This window comes from Aquabacter sp. L1I39 (assembly GCF_017742835.1).
Lineage (GTDB): Bacteria > Pseudomonadota > Alphaproteobacteria > Rhizobiales > Xanthobacteraceae > L1I39.
This window is the reverse complement of record NZ_CP072392.1, coordinates 1,633,038-1,648,472: the sequence shown is the minus strand read 5'-3', so window position 1 is coordinate 1,648,472 and position 15,435 is coordinate 1,633,038. Positions and strand designations below refer to the sequence as shown.

General features: G+C 65.4%; 12 protein-coding genes. 9 read left to right on the top strand and 3 right to left on the bottom strand.

Features of this window, described 5'->3' with window-relative positions; translation table 11 throughout:
- Positions 1 to 171 precede the first annotated feature (171 nt).
- The 5 genes from acnA to polA all read left to right on the top strand — a co-directional run bounded on the left by acnA (position 172) and on the right by polA (position 8,778).
- Complete coding sequence (gene acnA, locus J5J86_RS07115; RefSeq protein ID WP_209104180.1) at positions 172 to 2,868, top strand: aconitate hydratase AcnA; 2,697 nt, start codon at positions 172 to 174, stop codon at positions 2,866 to 2,868.
- Between the two features lie 132 nt (positions 2,869 to 3,000).
- The gene (locus J5J86_RS07110; RefSeq protein ID WP_209104179.1) at positions 3,001 to 3,861 is read left to right on the top strand and encodes a hypothetical protein; all 861 of its coding nucleotides are present in this window, start codon (positions 3,001 to 3,003) and stop codon (positions 3,859 to 3,861) included.
- Positions 3,862 to 4,016: 155 nt separating this feature from the next.
- Positions 4,017 to 4,835 carry a DUF1223 domain-containing protein gene (locus J5J86_RS07105; RefSeq protein WP_209104177.1) on the top strand — a complete coding sequence of 273 codons (819 nt, stop codon included), beginning with the start codon at positions 4,017 to 4,019 and terminating at the stop codon, positions 4,833 to 4,835.
- Positions 4,836 to 5,307: 472 nt separating this feature from the next.
- Positions 5,308 to 5,685: a DUF2794 domain-containing protein gene (locus tag J5J86_RS07100; RefSeq protein ID WP_209104175.1), complete on the top strand. Its 378-nt coding sequence runs from the start codon at positions 5,308 to 5,310 to the stop codon at positions 5,683 to 5,685.
- An 87-nt stretch (positions 5,686 to 5,772) separates the two neighbouring features.
- Entirely contained in the window at positions 5,773 to 8,778 is a 3,006-nt protein-coding gene (gene polA / locus J5J86_RS07095; protein ID WP_209104173.1) for a DNA polymerase I, read from the top strand.
- 184 nt (positions 8,779 to 8,962) lie between these two features.
- On the opposite strand, the gene J5J86_RS07090 is transcribed toward polA, so the two are convergent.
- On the bottom strand, positions 8,963 to 9,811 hold the full coding sequence (locus tag J5J86_RS07090; RefSeq protein ID WP_209104171.1) for a toll/interleukin-1 receptor domain-containing protein: 849 nt from the start codon (positions 9,809 to 9,811) through the stop codon (positions 8,963 to 8,965).
- Between the two features lie 130 nt (positions 9,812 to 9,941).
- On the opposite strand from J5J86_RS07090, the gene cysG reads away from it, so the two are divergent.
- Complete coding sequence (gene cysG, locus J5J86_RS07085; protein ID WP_247658187.1) at positions 9,942 to 11,459, top strand: siroheme synthase CysG; 1,518 nt, start codon at positions 9,942 to 9,944, stop codon at positions 11,457 to 11,459.
- 75 nt (positions 11,460 to 11,534) lie between these two features.
- On the top strand, positions 11,535 to 12,353 hold the full coding sequence (locus J5J86_RS07080) for a HesA/MoeB/ThiF family protein (protein WP_209104169.1): 819 nt from the start codon (positions 11,535 to 11,537) through the stop codon (positions 12,351 to 12,353).
- A gap of 4 nt (positions 12,354 to 12,357) precedes the next feature.
- Here the strand turns inward: J5J86_RS07080 and aroB are convergent, their stop codons facing one another.
- Both aroB and J5J86_RS07070 read right to left on the bottom strand, forming a co-directional pair.
- Entirely contained in the window at positions 12,358 to 13,494 is a 1,137-nt protein-coding gene (gene aroB, locus J5J86_RS07075; protein ID WP_209104168.1) for a 3-dehydroquinate synthase, read from the bottom strand.
- A gap of 26 nt (positions 13,495 to 13,520) precedes the next feature.
- Positions 13,521 to 14,162 (bottom strand): shikimate kinase, encoded by a 642-nt coding sequence (locus tag J5J86_RS07070; RefSeq protein WP_247658185.1) that lies wholly within the window; start codon positions 14,160 to 14,162, stop codon positions 13,521 to 13,523.
- A 157-nt stretch (positions 14,163 to 14,319) separates the two neighbouring features.
- Between J5J86_RS07070 and J5J86_RS07065 the strand changes: the two genes are divergently transcribed.
- On the top strand, positions 14,320 to 14,463 hold the full coding sequence (locus J5J86_RS07065; protein ID WP_209104164.1) for a histidine kinase: 144 nt from the start codon (positions 14,320 to 14,322) through the stop codon (positions 14,461 to 14,463).
- Entirely contained in the window at positions 14,460 to 15,392 is a 933-nt protein-coding gene (locus J5J86_RS07060; protein WP_209104162.1) for a site-specific tyrosine recombinase XerD, read from the top strand. Before J5J86_RS07065 ends, J5J86_RS07060 begins: the two co-directional genes overlap by 4 nt.
- The last annotated feature ends 43 nt before the right edge of the window (positions 15,393 to 15,435 follow it).

The following is a 15,435-nucleotide window of genomic DNA, read 5'->3' as shown; positions in this document are numbered from 1 at the left end:
GCAGATCCCGCTTTAGATGCATTGCACATTCGCTCGTCTTAGCGCATGACCGCGCTTTGAAATGGCTCTATAAAGCGGCTGAACCGCACCGTCCAAGGTGGCCGGGCACCACTCTCCCGGTTTCCGAGGCCGTATTGCGTCGGTCGATCATCGAACCGGAGACTACCCGCCGTGACTTCCCTCGACAGCTTCCAGTGCCGCACCACCCTCAAGGTGGACGATAAGGAATACGTCTATTACAGCCTTGAAGCGGCCGAGAAAAATGGTCTGACGGGGGTGTCCCGCCTGCCCTTCTCCATGAAGGTGCTGCTGGAGAACCTGCTCCGCTTCGAGGACGGCCGCTCGGTCACCAAGGAAGACGTGCAATCGGTGGCCGAATGGCTGGTCTCCCGCGGCAAGGCCGAGCGCGAGATCGCCTATCGCCCGGCGCGCGTGCTGATGCAGGACTTCACCGGTGTCCCGGCGGTGGTGGACCTGGCGGCCATGCGTGACGCGATGGTCAATCTCGGCGGTGATCCCGAGCGCATCAACCCGCTGGTTCCCGTGGATCTGGTCATCGATCACTCGGTGATCGTGAATTATTTCGGCGACAACGCCGCGTTCAAGAAGAATGTGGACGAGGAATACAAGCAGAACCAGGAGCGCTACCGCTTCCTGAAGTGGGGCCAGAACGCGTTCGACAATTTCCGCGTCGTGCCCCCCGGCACCGGCATCTGCCACCAGGTGAACCTGGAATATCTCGCCCAGACCGTGTGGACGCGGAAGGAAGAGATTGACGGCCACAAGGTCACGGTCGCCTATCCCGACACGCTGGTGGGCACCGACAGCCACACCACCATGGTGAACGGCCTGGGCGTGCTCGGCTGGGGCGTGGGCGGCATCGAGGCCGAGGCGGCTATGCTGGGCCAGCCCATCTCCATGCTCATCCCCGAGGTGATCGGCTTCAAGCTGTTCGGCAAGCTCAACGAGGGCATCACCGCCACCGATCTGGTGCTCACCGTCACCCAGATGCTGCGCAAGAAGGGCGTGGTGGGCAAGTTCGTGGAATTCTACGGGCCGGGCCTGGAGCACCTCTCCCTCGCCGACCGCGCCACCATCGCCAACATGGCCCCCGAATACGGTGCCACCTGCGGCTTCTTCCCGGTGGACCGCGAGACCATTGATTATCTCGACGAGACCGGCCGCAAGGACAGCCGCGTCGCCCTGGTGGAGGCCTATTCCAAGGCCCAGGGCATGTGGCGCAAGAAGGACACTCCCGATCCGGTGTTCACCGACACGCTGGAGCTGGACCTCGACACCGTGCTGCCCTCCATGGCCGGCCCGAAGCGTCCGCAGGACCGCGTTCTGCTCTCCGAGAGCAAGACCGGCTTCCTCGCCGCCCTGGAAGGCGAGTTCAAGAAGCCCGGCGAGGCGGCCAAGCGCGTGCCCGTCACCGGTGAGGACTTCACGCTCGGCCATGGCGACGTGACCATCGCCGCCATCACGTCGTGCACCAACACCTCCAACCCCTCGGTGCTGATCGCGGCCGGCCTGCTCGCCCGCAATGCGGTGAAGAAGGGCCTGACCCGCAAGCCGTGGGTGAAGACCTCGCTGGCGCCCGGATCCCAGGTGGTGGAAGGCTATCTGAACGCCTCCGGCCTCCAGGAAGACCTGGACAAGGTGGGCTTCAACCTGGTGGGCTTCGGCTGCACCACCTGCATCGGCAATTCCGGCCCGCTGCCGGAAGCCATCTCCGAGGCCATCAACAAGAACGATCTGGTGGCCGGCGCCGTGATCTCCGGCAACCGCAACTTCGAAGGCCGCGTGAACCCCGACGTGAAGGCGAACTACCTCGCCTCCCCGCCTCTGGTGGTGGCCTATGCCATCGCCGGTTCGCTCCAGATCGACCTGACCACCGAGCCGCTGGGCACGGGCAAGGATGGCGAGCCCGTCTATCTCAAGGATATCTGGCCCTCCAACAAGGAGATCGCCGCCTATATCCGTGAGAACATCACCAAGAAGATGTTCAAGGAAAAGTATTCCGACGTCTTCAAGGGCGACGAGAACTGGCAGAAGATCGAAGTGCCCACCGGCCAGACCTATGCCTGGCAGGACAGCTCCACCTATGTGCAGAACCCGCCTTACTTCGTCGGCATGACGAAGGAGCCGGTTCCGGTGAAGGACATCCTGGATGCCCGCATCATGGGCCTGTTCCTGGATTCCATCACCACCGACCACATCTCGCCCGCCGGCTCTATCAAGCAGGCTTCCCCGGCCGGCCAGTACCTGATCGAGCACCAGGTCCGCCCGGTGGACTTCAACCAGTACGGCACCCGCCGCGGCAACCACGAAGTCATGATGCGCGGCACCTTCGCCAACATCCGCATCAAGAACCAGATGGTGCCGGGCGTGGAAGGCGGCGTGACCATCCACTATCCCGATGGCGCGCAGATGCCCATCTATGATGCCGCCATGCTCTACAAGTCCGAGGGCGTGCCGCTGGTGGTGTTCGCCGGCAAGGAATACGGCACCGGCTCGTCGCGCGACTGGGCGGCGAAGGGCACCAAGCTGCTGGGCGTGCGCGCCGTGGTGGCCCAGTCCTTCGAGCGCATCCACCGCTCGAACCTGGTGGGCATGGGCATTGTCCCGCTGGTCTTCAAGGACGGCGAGAGCTGGCAGACGCTGGGCATGAAGGGCGACGAGATCGTCACCCTCAAGGGCATCGAGGGCGACCTCAAGCCCCGCCAGATGCTCACCGCCGAGATCAAGTTCGCCGACGGCCGCGTGGAGAATGTGGAGCTCATCTGCCGCATCGATACGCTCGACGAGCTCGACTATTTCCGCAACGGCGGCATCCTGCCCTACGTGCTGCGCTCGCTCGCGGCGTGAGGCGGACGGCGGCGCCTGCGGGCGCCGCCTTTTTCTTGACTACAAACTCAATCAAAAGTTGCTAATTTGCGACCATTGCAACTGCGTTGGCCTTCACTTTTCTCTGTGTATTTAAGCTTGAATGGGTGCCAAATGCCAACTGAAGTCGAAGAACCCTTGCAGTTAAATGATGAGGATATCTTTCTCGAGTGTTTGCGTGATCTTGGGGGGGATGTAAATAGTCGAAAGTTGAGGGAAAAAATTGGTTGGGATAAAGAAAAATTCCTAAAAATACGCAATCAACTTTTGGCAAATGGCCAAATTCTGAAAGCACATGGTGGTCCCGGCGGAAAGACAATAATTCCGCCCGCTGTGATTTTGGATACGAGAGATTCTGTGGTTTCCAGGGAAAGTCAAGACGACACCCAAAGTGTTGGTCTTGACGGGACGCCCTGCGTCGCCCCAGATGTGGCCGCAGCTGCGGGTCCGGAGTCTGCACTTTATAAGCCGATGCTCGATCAGATCGATAAAAATTGGAGTCGATCTGAAGGATACTACTCTTGCATTACGAGAAATACAGCGAATGGCGGTCGAAAAACCACCGGTGGAAAGTGGACCCGGCCCGACATCTCAATGATCGCAATGCAAAAATTTAAGTTTCTCAAAAATACAATAATTGATATAATTTCATTTGAAATAAAGCCGCGCCAAAAAATAGGCGTGGAAGGTGTTTTTGAAGCTCTTTCACATCGCCAATATGTTAATAGATCTTATTTGATTTTTAACTGCACTAATGATGAATTTAATAGAAGTATAGAGTCGGCTCGCATTATTGATTTAGCGGATCATTATGGAATTGGAGTTATATTGTCTGAAACACCCGATGATTATGAGACTTGGGATGAGCGAGTATATGGTCGGAGGTGGGATCCTGATCCCTCTGACCTCAATGAGTTTCTGCAAAATGTATTCTCTGCAAATGATCACGACGAGATAATACGGTTCATTAAATAGGGCTGTAGCCGCTTCGTCGCAGAGCAGTTTGCCTGCCCGTCGGGTGGAGTTTGGCAGCAGGTTTCGGGCGCCCTCTCACTGCGAAGTGAGTAGCCTCTCCCCCGGCGGGGGCCTAAGCCTGGGCATCCCGTCGTTGAAAGGTCGAACCGCCGCAGATGAGCCCGTTCCGCGCCCGTTCCCTTCTCTTGGCCCTCTCGCTCGCGGCCGCCCTGCAGGGTGGCGCGGCACGCGCGGACGACCTGAAGCCCAAGGCGGTGGTCGAGCTTTTCACCAGTCAGGGCTGCGCCTCCTGCCCGCCCGCCGACACGCTGCTCTCCGAGCTTGCCACCGATCCGCAGGTGATCGCACTCACCCTGGCGGTGGACTATTGGGACTATGTGGGCTGGAAGGACACGCTGGCCAAGCACGGCCATTCGCTGCGCCAGCGCGCCTATGCGGACCTGCGCGGCGACCGCATGATCTATACGCCGCAAATGGTGGTGGACGGGGTCGTCGCCGCCAAGGGCAGCGACCGGCGCGCGGTGGAAAAGGCCATCTCCCGGGAGCGCACCGGACAGACCGTGCTCTCCGTGCCGGTGAAGCTGACGCGGGAGAAGGACGCACTGGTCATCGAGCTGCCTGCCGCCAAGGGGCATGAAGGCGCCAGCGCCACCGCAGGCGAGCCGGCCCCCACCGGCACCGCCCATGTGCCGGTCGCGTCCGAGATTTCCGCTGATGTGTGGGTCTGCCCGGTCATTGCCAGCCAGGCGGTGTCCATCGGGCGTGGTGAGAATGCGGGCAAGACCGTCACCTACACCAATATCGTGCGCGGCTGGATTCGCCTCGGTCCCTGGACCGGCACCGCCGCCCGCTATGAGGTGGACATGAGCCGCCTGCAGCAGGACGGCGTCGATCAGGTGGTGGTGATGGTGCAGAGCGGTTCCCCCGGCGCGCCCGGCCCCATCCTCGGCGCCGCCAAGCTCGCGCTGCCCTGATCCCTCCTCCCATCCTGAGGTCTGGCGACCCGCGCCGTCCGGCGCGGGCACACGTTGCCTTGAGCGCCGCCAGAGGTGCGCCGGACAAGAAAAAAGGCCGCCGAAGCGACCTTTTCAGGAAGGGGTACCATCTTGAAGTGTGTAGCAGTGGCCGGTCCGCTGCACCGCCCCGGGGGGCTGGGGGGCTGGGATAGACCGGAGCGGCGGCGAACCGGCCCTGCTACGGGTATGAAGTTCGCCCCCGGCGACGGCGAGGGCATGGCCCAATTGGGACGAGAGTGTGATTTTCGTTGACGACCCCGTGATCGCCTTTTCAGCCGGCTCCCGATCGCCCTTGCCAGCATGGCCCATCGGGCCGATCATGGCGGCAGCCACCGCATCCGAAGCCTTCGGATCGCAGAGGCGACCCGGGAGGATCGGCAGTCCGTCTCCCTGCAAAGAGGTCGCGTGATCGCCTGAAGAAGGAGGCCCGATGGGAGACGTCGAACCCATACGCACCGCCGCCGCATCTCCGGCCGCTCCCGCCCACGCCAACCCCGCTCCTCCCGCGCCCGCCCGCGTCACCTTTGACCGGCGGGAGCTGGACCGCATCCTCGACCTCTACGGCCGCATGGTGGCCGCCGGCGAGTGGCGGGACTATGCCATCGACTTCCTGAAGGACAAGGCGGTCTTCTCCATCTTCCGGCGCGCCATGGACGTGCCGCTCTACCGCATCGAGAAGGACCCCAAGCTCGCCCGCAAGCAGGGCGCCTATAGCGTCATCTCCCAGACCGGCCTGATTTTGAAGCGCGGGCCTGAACTGCCCCGCGTGCTGGCCGTGCTGGAAAAGCCCCTGCGCACCATCGGCTGACCCCGGCGGGCGCGGGGAGAGGGACAGCAAGGGTTGTTTGCGGCGGGAGGGTCGGGCATCGTGCGCACCGTTTCGCAGGATGCCCCGATGTCTGTTGCCCCCCGCCCGATCAAGCCCGGCGACCATGTGTTCCTGGTCGATGGCTCGTCCTTTGTGTTTCGGGCCTATTTCCAGTCCATCAACCAGGACCGGAAGTACAATTTCCGTTCGGACCGGCTGCCCACCGGGGCGGTGCGCCTGTTCTGCACCAAGCTCCTGCAATTCATTCGCGAGGGGGCCGTGGGTATCCGCCCGACGCACCTCGCCATCATCTTCGACAAGTCGGAAGATTCGTTCCGCAAGGAAATCTATCCCGACTACAAGGCCAACCGCTCCGATCCGCCGGACGAACTGATTCCCCAATTCCCCCTCATGCGCGAGGCGGTCAAGGCCTTCGGCCTGATCCCGGTGGAAATGGCGCGCTTTGAGGCCGACGACCTTATCGCCACCTATGCGGTCCAGGCCGCCAAGGCGGGCGCTGACGTGCTGGTGGTCTCCGCCGACAAGGATCTGATGCAGATCGTGGGCGAGCGGGTGGCCATGTATGACCCGGCCTCCGGCGAGGCGGGCGGGCGCGGGGCGCGTCCCGAGCGGCGCATCGGCCTGCAGGAGGTGGTGGATTATTTCGGCGTGCCGCCGGAGAAGGTCACGGACGTGCAGGCGCTGGCCGGCGACAGCACGGACAATGTGCCCGGCGTGCCCGGCATCGGCATCAAGACCGCCGCCACCCTGATCCAGGATTATGGCGACCTGGAATCGCTGCTCGCCCGCGCCGGCGAGATCAAGCAGCCCAAGCGCCGCGAATCGCTGCTCGACCCTGCCAACCAGGAGAAGGCCCGCATCTCCAAGCGCCTGGTGACGCTGGATTGCGCGGTCCCCGTGGAAGTGCCGCTGGAGGACCTCGTCCTCGAGGAGCCGGACGCGAAGCGCCTCGTCGCCTTCCTGAAAGCCATGGAATTCACCACCATCACCCGCCGCGTGGCCGAGGCCTATGGGGTGGAGGCGGGCGAGATCGAGCCCGACCCGCTGCTCTCCCCCGGCGGCGGTGCCGTTCCCGCTCTGCCCGCCGGCCCCGCCGAGCCGGTGGCCCCGGCCGCTGCTGCCGCGCCCGCCGCTGGCGCCGCGCCGGCCCCCTCCGGCCGCCCGCAGCTTCTCTCGCCTTCCGACCTCGTGGCCGCCCGCGCCGCCGAGGCCCGCGCGGAGAAGGTGGACCGCTCCCGCTACGCCATGCTCAGCAGTGCGGCGGAGCTGGCCGACTGGTGCGCCCGCGCCCGCGACCAGGGCTATGTGGCCTTCGACACGGAGACGACCGGCATCGACAGCCAGCAGGCGGATCTGGTGGGCGTCTCCCTGGCGCTGGCGCCCAATGTGGCCTGCTACATTCCGCTCGCCCATGTGGGGGCGGGGGATGGGCTCTTCAGCGAGGGCCGGCTGCCCAACCAGATCCCGTTCCAGGATGCCCTGGCGCTCCTGAAGCCCCTGTTCGAGGACGTGGGCACGCTGAAGATCGGCCACAACGTCAAGTATGACGCGGCCATCCTTGCCCGCTATGGCATTGAGGTCGCGCCCCTCGACTGCACCATGTGCATGTCCTATGCGCTCGATGCCGGCCGCACCAATCACGGCATGGACGACCTCTCGGTGCGCCATCTCGGCCATCAGCCCATCGCCTTCACAGAGGTCGCGGGCAAGGGCAAGGGGCAGATCACCTTCGACAAGGTGCCGCTGGAGGCCGCCACCGCCTATGCGGCCGAGGATGCGGACGTGACCTTGCGCCTGTGGCGGGTGTTGAAGCCCCGTTTGCCGGCGGACGGCATGACCACGGTCTACGAGACCCTGGAGCGCCCGCTCATTCCGGTGCTCGGCCGCATGGAGGCGCGGGGCGTCTCCATCGACCGCACGCTGCTCTCGCGCCTCTCCGGCGAGTTCGCCCAGGGCGCGGCGCGCATCGAGGATGAGATCGCCGAGATTGCCGGCGAGCGGCTGAATGTGGGCTCGCCCAAGCAGATCGGCGACATATTGTTCGGCCGCATGGGCCTGCCCGGCGCCACCAAGACCCCCACGGGCGCCTGGTCCACCAAGGCCAATGTGCTGGAGGAACTGGCCGAGGCCGGCCATCCCCTGCCCAAGAAGATCCTGGACTGGCGCCAGCTCGCCAAGCTGCGCTCCACCTATACGGACGCGCTGCCCGGCTATGTGAACCCCCGTACGGGGCGGGTGCACACCTCCTACGCCCTGGCGGCCACCACGACGGGGCGCCTGTCCTCCTCCGAGCCCAACCTCCAGAACATCCCCATCCGCACCGAGGAAGGCCGCCGCATCCGCCGCGCCTTCGTGGCGGAGAAGGGCTACAAGCTGGTCTCGGCGGATTATTCGCAGATCGAATTGCGGCTGCTCGCCGAGATCGCCGAGATCCCCTCCTTGCGGCAGGCCTTCAAGGACGGGCTCGACATCCACGCTCTGACCGCCTCCGAAATGTTCGGCGTGCCGGTGGAGGGCATGCCGAGCGAGGTGCGCCGCCGGGCCAAAGCCATCAATTTCGGCATCATCTATGGCATCTCGGCGTTTGGCCTCGCCAACCAGCTGGGCATTCCGCGCGAGGAGGCCGGGCTCTATATCCGCCGCTATTTCGAGCGCTTCCCCGGCATCCGCGCCTATATGGACGAGACCAAGGCCTATTGCCGCGAGCATGGCTATGTGACGACCCTGTTCGGCCGCCGCTGCCATTATCCCGACATCGCCGCCTCAAACCCCTCCGTGCGCGCCTTCAACGAACGCGCCGCCATCAATGCCCGCCTCCAGGGCACCGCCGCCGACATCATCCGCCGCGCCATGATCCGCATGGAAGGCGCGCTGGAGGAGGCCGGCCTCTCCGCCCGCATGCTCCTGCAAGTGCATGACGAACTGGTGTTCGAGGTGCCCGAGGCGGAAGTGGGCGCCACCTTGCCCTTGGTGCGCCACGTGATGGAAACGGCGGCGCTGCCGGCGGTGTCGCTGGCCGTGCCGCTAAAGGTGGAGGCGAGCGCGGCGGACAATTGGGACGAGGCGCACTGAGGGGGTTAGGCACTCTGTTTAGAGGCTCGTCGATCCCTCGAAACGTCATGCCCGGGCTTGTCCCGGGCAAGGCGGGATCCTTGGTGAGATGTGCTCAGGCTGGTGTGAGCGGTCACTGGCCTCCTGCGCACACTGGCGAGTGGAGCTGCGCTATCAGAAACCTTGCGCTGCCGCGCAACTCACGTCACCCCTTTTCCTTGGAAGTGTTAAGTATCAGTTCTCTCAATGCATCAACTAATTCAGAGCCTGATACCGATTCTTTTATGTTATTTTTCCAAAATTCTTCAGCGCTTTTATCTTTAATCCTATAGAAATCAGAGATGCGTTTCGTTTGGTTCTTGGGATCGTCTCCTTTTATATGACTTGCCGACACGTCGTCCAAGCCGAGGAGGTGGCTCCACTCATTGTAACGGGCGAGAGTGTTGATATTTGCGGCCGTGGACTGTTCAGTTTTCTGGTCAATGATGCGGACGAGATTTAGTATTTCCTCAAGAATATCTCTTGTGTCCCGTTTGGGTGTATGGTCCTCCATTTCTGGAGTGATGTGCGTCAGCCGATCTTCAAGGCTGCTCCAGTGTGCGTTAATTGCTGTGTTCAAAATCGGCTCGGAAATCTGGAATTCGGATTTCAAATTGATTGAAGTACAAAGCTTTAGTATGTCTGTTTTTGTGCATTTTATCGATTGGAATTGCGTTAATGGTCCTTGAATGTCTGAATATTCAAGGTTGAGCAGGAGCGGAACTACGGCGCTATCAGTCAGCGACTTTGAAAGCGCTCCAGCCTCAAATGCAATCCATAAAGATTGAATATTTTCTCGTGTAACGCAGATTACGCCGAAGTTGCATTCGCTAAGGTTGCGCCCGATTTCGACGCTCCAGCGCTCACCTGCTGAAATGTCGCAATCGGACATCCAAGGTTCGCAATGTTGCAGTACATTCGGAAGCCAATCCTTCAGGATCCGCGCGAGTTGCCTACTCTGGGCCCCGCTCCAGCTCAGAAAAACCTTCACGGCTTCCCCACCCGTTTCTTGCATGATTTCAAATTATAGGCTTGGACCTGAATGCGGGCAAGGAGCCCTCATTGGCTTGCGAAGTTACCCCCGCCGCCGCACATTTGTGGAAGTGGCGCTATAAGCACCGCAGAGAAGCGCCTGAATTTAAGACATGGACGACGACATGGCCCCACCGGCCGACAAGATCCTTCCCCCCCGCGCCCCGCGCCCCACGGCGAGCGGGCGCATGGATGCGTTGGCGCGGCTGCCGGTCTTCTTTGCGCTGGCCGGCAAGCCGGTGGTGGTGGCCGGCGGCGGGCCGCCCGCCGTGTGGAAGGCCGAGCTTCTGTGCGCCGCCGGGGCGGTGGTGAAGGTCTATGCGGCCCATCCCTGCGCCGAGATGGTGACGCTGGCCGCCGAGATGGCGCAGCCGGACGAGGGGCGCGAGGGCGTCATCCACCTGATCGAGCGGGCCTGGACAGGGCACGACCTTGAAGGCGCGGCCCTTGCCATTGCCGATGCCGAGGATGACGGGGAGGCGGAGGCCTTCCGCGCCGCCGCCAAAGGAGCGGGTGTCCCGGTCAATGTGATCGACAAGCCGGCCTTCTGCGACTTTGCTTTCGGGGCCATCGTCAACCGTTCGCCCCTCGTGGTGGGCATCTCCACCGATGGTGCCGCCCCGGTCTTCGGGCAGGCGGTGCGGGCGAAGATCGAGGCCATCCTGCCTTTGGGGTTCCGCCGGTGGGCGCAGGCGGCGCAGCGCTGGCGGGGAGCGGTGTCGCAGCTGGGCCTCTCCTTCCACGGCCGCCGGCATTTCTGGGAAGCCTTCACCGCCCGCGCGCTCGCCACCCCCGAACGGGCGCCCGACGAGCGGGACCGGGCCGAACTGATCGCGCTCGCCGAAACCGAGCGCACCGCGCCTGAGACCGGCTCGGTGGTGCTGGTGGGCGCCGGGCCGGGCGATCCCGAGCTGTTGACGCTCAAGGCGGTGCGCGCCCTCCAATCCGCCGAGGTGGTGCTTTACGATGACCTCGTCTCCGGCGAGGTGCTGGATTTCGCCCGCCGCGAGGCCAAGAAGATGCTGGTGGGCAAGACCGGCTATGGCCCCTCCTGCAAGCAGAGCGACATCAACACGCTGATGGTGTCGCTGGCCAAGGAGGGCCGCCGCGTGGTGCGCCTGAAGGGCGGCGACCCCATGATTTTCGGCCGGGCGGGGGAGGAGATCACCGCCTGCCGCCGCGCCGGCATTCCGGTGGAAGTGGTTCCCGGCATTTCCTCGCCCCAGGGCGCGGCGAGCCGGCTCGTCACCTCGCTGACCCATCGCGACCATGCGAGGCGGCTGCAACTGGTCACCGCCCATGCCCGCAACGGCAAGCTGCCGGAGGACCTGGACTTCAAGGCCCTGTCCGACCCGGCCGCCACCACCGTGGTCTATATGCCCCGCCGCACTTTGGCGGAGCTTGTAAGCCGGCTCATCGATGCCGGCATCGACCCGCAGGTGCCGGCGCTGGCGGTGTTTTCCGTCAGCCGGCCGCAGGAGGTGGTGGTCAGCGCCCCCTTGGGTGGCCTTGCGGAGGCGGTGGAGAGAGCGGTGGCCGAGGGGGCGGAAGGGCCGTGCCTCGTTCTCTATGGTTTCGCCCTCGCCGAGGGCCTCGCCGCGCAGGAGAGCGAACGGCGCGCGGCGCCCTGATCCGGCCTTCAGGGCCGGGATGATGCACAAAGGCCCCGGCCTTGCCGCGCGGGCCAGTGAAGGACTTGTAATTTCATGGCGTTTTCACCGGAGGAGATCGAGCGCTACGCCCGGCACATCGTGCTGCGTGACGTGGGCGGGCCCGGCCAGCAGAAACTGAAATCCGCCCGCGTGCTGGTGGTGGGCGCCGGCGGCCTCGGCGCGCCGGCCTTGCTTTACCTCGCCGCCGCCGGCGTGGGGCATATCGCGCTGGTGGATGATGACGAGGTGTCCCTCTCCAATCTCCAGCGGCAGGTGATCCACGGCACGCCCGATATCGGCCGGCCCAAGGTGGAGAGCGCCCGCGACCGCGTCGCCGCGCTCAATCCCCATGTGGACATGACGCTCCACGCCACCCGCCTCACCCCCGCCAATGCCATGGAGCTGATCTCGGCGGCGGACGTGGTGCTGGATGGCTCGGACAATTTCGCCACCCGCTATCTGGTATCGGACGCCTGCGCGCTCGCCGGCCGCACCTTGGTGACCGCCGCGCTCGGCACCTTCGATGCCACCATCACCACCCTGAAGCCCTTTGAGAGGGGGCCGGACGGCACGCTTTATCCCACCTATCGCTGCCTCTTCCCCGAGCCGCCGCCGCCCGGCACGGTTGCGCCCTGCGCGGAGGCGGGGGTGCTGGGGGCGCTGGCGGGCATCGCCGGTTCGCTCGCGGCCCTTGAGGTCATCCGCGCCATTGTCGGCTTCGGCGAGGGTCTGGTGGGCAAGCTCCTGATGATCGACGCGCTCTCCATGCGATTCGAGACGCTCGACTATGCCTATGATCCCGACAATCCGCTCACCGGCACCGGCGCGCGCATCACCGATCTGTCGGAACACGCGCTGCGTGGGGCGGCCTGACCGCTCAGGCCGCGCGCATCTCGTCCAGGAAGGCGCGGATGGAGGCGGCGTCCACATCCTTGGCGATGAAGGCGGCGCCGATGCCGCGCACCAGGATGAAGGTCAGCGCCCCCCGGCTTACCTTCTTGTCCTGGGCGATGAGGGCCATGAGGCCGTCCGTGTCCGGCAAGTCGCCCGGCACGTCGGCGATGCGGGTGGGCAGGCCCACCGCTTCCAGGTGGCGGGTGGCGCGCACCGCATCCTGGCCCGAGCACAGGCCCATTTTCGCGGAATAGGAGAAGGCCAGCGCCATGCCGATGGCCACCGCCTCGCCATGGAGCAGGCGCTGGGAGAAGCCGGCGCCCGCCTCCAGCGCATGGCCGAAGGTGTGGCCGAGATTGAGCAGGGCCCGGTCGCCGGTCTCCTTCTCGTCGCGGGCGACGATGGCGGCCTTGGCGGCGCAGGAGGCGGCCACCGCCTCCACCCGCGCGGGGCCGCCGGAAATCACGTCGCGGCCATTCTGCTCCAGCCACTCGAAGAAGGGCGCATCGCCAAGCAGGCCATATTTGGCCACCTCCGCATAGCCGGCGCGGACCTCGCGGGCGGGGAGCGTGTCGAGGGTGGCGGTGTCGGCGATCACCAGAACCGGCTGGTGGAAGGCACCGATGAGATTCTTGCCCTGGGGCGAATTGATGCCGGTCTTGCCGCCCACGGAGGAATCCACCTGGGAGAGCAAGGTGGTCGGCGCCTGCACCACGTCGACGCCCCGGCGCACCACGGCGGCGGCGAAGCCGGCGAGATCGCCCACCACGCCCCCGCCCAGCGCCAACACCAGGTCGCGCCGCTCGATGCGGGCGGCGATCAGGCCCTCGGTCACCTGTTCGAGGCCCGCATAGCCCTTGGTCTTCTCGCCCGGCGTGACCTCGATGACGGAGGAGGGGATGCCGGCGGCGGCGAGCGAGGCCTCCACCGTCTTGAGATGATGGCCGGCCACATGGGTGTCGGTGACGATGGCCACCCGCGCGCCCGGCCGCAGAGCGGCGATGCGCGGGCCGATCTCGGCGAGGAGGCCCGGCCCGATGGCGATGTCATAGGGCCGCCCGGCCAGGTCCACGCGCACCAGGCGGGGCTCGGCGGGGCGGGCGGCTGCGGCGTCAGGCATAAGACTTCCTTGAACGAAAGGCGGCGTCAGGAGCCGCTGGTGTCCCCCAAGGGGGCGTTGCCGTTGGGCGCGTCACCGGTTGGGGCGGGACCTTGCGTGTGGCGCAGAAGAGCGGTGATCACGTCTTCCACAACCGTCTCGTGCACCACGTCGCGGGATTCGACGGTGAGGTCCGCCAGGGCATAGACCGGCTCGCGCTCGGCTTGGAGGGCGGCGAGGCGCTCGCCCGCATCGCCCTGGGCGAGCAGGGGACGGTCGGTGCGCTTCTTCACCCGGCGCAGCAGCGTGGCATGGTCCGCATGGAGCCACACGGCGATGCCGTAGCGGGAGATGTTGGCGCGGGTCTCGGCATTCATATAGGCGCCGCCGCCGGTGGCGACCACGGTGGGGCCGTTCTGGAGCAGGCGGGCAAGGACGCGCTTCTCGCCCTCGCGGAACTCGGCCTCGCCGTGCTGGGTGAAAATTTCGGGAATGCTCATGCCGGCGGCGCGCACGATTTCCTCGTCCGCATCCAGGAAGGGCAGGTTGAGGCGCTTGCCGAGGCGGCGGCCCACGGAGGACTTGCCGGCGCCCGGCATGCCCACCAGCACGATGCAGCGCCGCCCGAGCCGCGCCAGAAGCGCCTCGGCCGCCGCATCCGGCCTGTCCGTCGCTGAGGGACCCGTCACCACCGTCCTCCTGCTGCGCCGGCTCAACGGCGCCCGTGGGGCAGGCCGATAGCACCCCCCTTTCGGCGCGGCAATGGCGGTTGAAAGCCGCGCCGCACCATGTCACCTGTGAAGGGCGCACGGCGCAAGCGATTCGCGGGAAGCTAAAGAGGCAGTCTTGCCCAGCCTGATCCGGCTCCTTGTGGTCATCCTCGTCCTCGCCGGAGGCATCTATGGCGGGGCCTACTGGCTTGCCAACAAGGTGCAGCCCATCTCCCGCGACGTGACCTTCACGGTGCCCAACGACCGCTACAGCAAATGAGCGCGGCCGGGCCGCTGGCCCTGTTCCTGGATATGCAGGCGGTGGAGCGGGCGGCGAGCCCCCATACGCTGGACGCCTATCGCCGGGACTTGGCCGATCTCGGCCAGTTCCTCGCCACCCGCGGCGTCGCGGTGGACAAGGCGGATACCAGCGACCTTCGGGCCTATCTGGCCGATCTCTCCCATCGCGGCATGAAGGCGACCACGGTCGCCCGCCGCCTCTCGGCGCTTCGGCAATTCCATCGTTTCCTCTATGCGGAAGGCCATCGCGGGGACGATCCGGCGGCGGTGCTGGAAGGCCCCAAGCGCGGCCGTCCGCTGCCCAAGGTGCTCACCGAGGAGGAGGTGACGCGCCTCATCTCCACCGCCCATGCCCGCGCCCAGGAGCCCGGCACGCCCGCCGAGCGATTGCGGCGCCTGCGCACCCTCACCGTGGTGGAATTGCTCTATGCCACCGGCCTGCGCGTCTCCGAGCTGGTGGCCCTGCCGGCCAGCGCCGCCCGCAGCCGGGCGGATGCCATCGTGGTCACCGGCAAGGGCAGCAAGGACCGGCTTGTGCCGCTGGGCAGCGCCGCCAAAACGGCCATGGCGGAGTATCTGGCCGCGCGGGTGGCGGCGGGGCTGGAGGCCACCAAGTGGCTGTTTCCCTCCGGCGCGGCCAGCGGCCACGTGACCCGCCAGCAGGCGGGGCGCGAGCTGAAGGACCTGGCGGTGGCGGCGGAGGTCGACCCCGCCAAGCTCTCCCCCCATGTGCTGCGCCATGCCTTCGCCAGCCATCTCCTGGCCCATGGGGCGGACCTGCGCATCGTGCAGACGCTGCTGGGGCATGCGGATATTTCCACCACCCAGATCTATACCCATGTGCTGGACGAACGCCTGAAAGCCATGGTCCGAGACCTTCATCCGCTGTCGGACGACTCCTCGTCCTAAGGTGCCCTGGCACCGCTGACGCATGCGTCGCGGGGAAAAGCGG

What these genes read in the sequence shown, in the direction of transcription:
- J5J86_RS07110 (WP_209104179.1), top strand. Translation starts at nt 3,001, where the DNA reads ATGCCAACTGAAGTCGAAGAACCCTTGCAGTTAAATGATGAGGATATC.
- J5J86_RS07105 (WP_209104177.1), top strand. Translation starts at nt 4,017, where the DNA reads ATGAGCCCGTTCCGCGCCCGTTCCCTTCTCTTGGCCCTCTCGCTCGCG.
- J5J86_RS07100 (WP_209104175.1), top strand. Translation starts at nt 5,308, where the DNA reads ATGGGAGACGTCGAACCCATACGCACCGCCGCCGCATCTCCGGCCGCT.
- polA (WP_209104173.1), top strand. Translation starts at nt 5,773, where the DNA reads ATGTCTGTTGCCCCCCGCCCGATCAAGCCCGGCGACCATGTGTTCCTG.
- J5J86_RS07090 (WP_209104171.1), bottom strand. Translation starts at nt 9,811, where the DNA reads ATGCAAGAAACGGGTGGGGAAGCCGTGAAGGTTTTTCTGAGCTGGAGC.
- cysG (WP_247658187.1), top strand. Translation starts at nt 9,942, where the DNA reads ATGGACGACGACATGGCCCCACCGGCCGACAAGATCCTTCCCCCCCGC.
- J5J86_RS07080 (WP_209104169.1), top strand. Translation starts at nt 11,535, where the DNA reads ATGGCGTTTTCACCGGAGGAGATCGAGCGCTACGCCCGGCACATCGTG.
- aroB (WP_209104168.1), bottom strand. Translation starts at nt 13,494, where the DNA reads ATGCCTGACGCCGCAGCCGCCCGCCCCGCCGAGCCCCGCCTGGTGCGC.
- J5J86_RS07060 (WP_209104162.1), top strand. Translation starts at nt 14,460, where the DNA reads ATGAGCGCGGCCGGGCCGCTGGCCCTGTTCCTGGATATGCAGGCGGTG.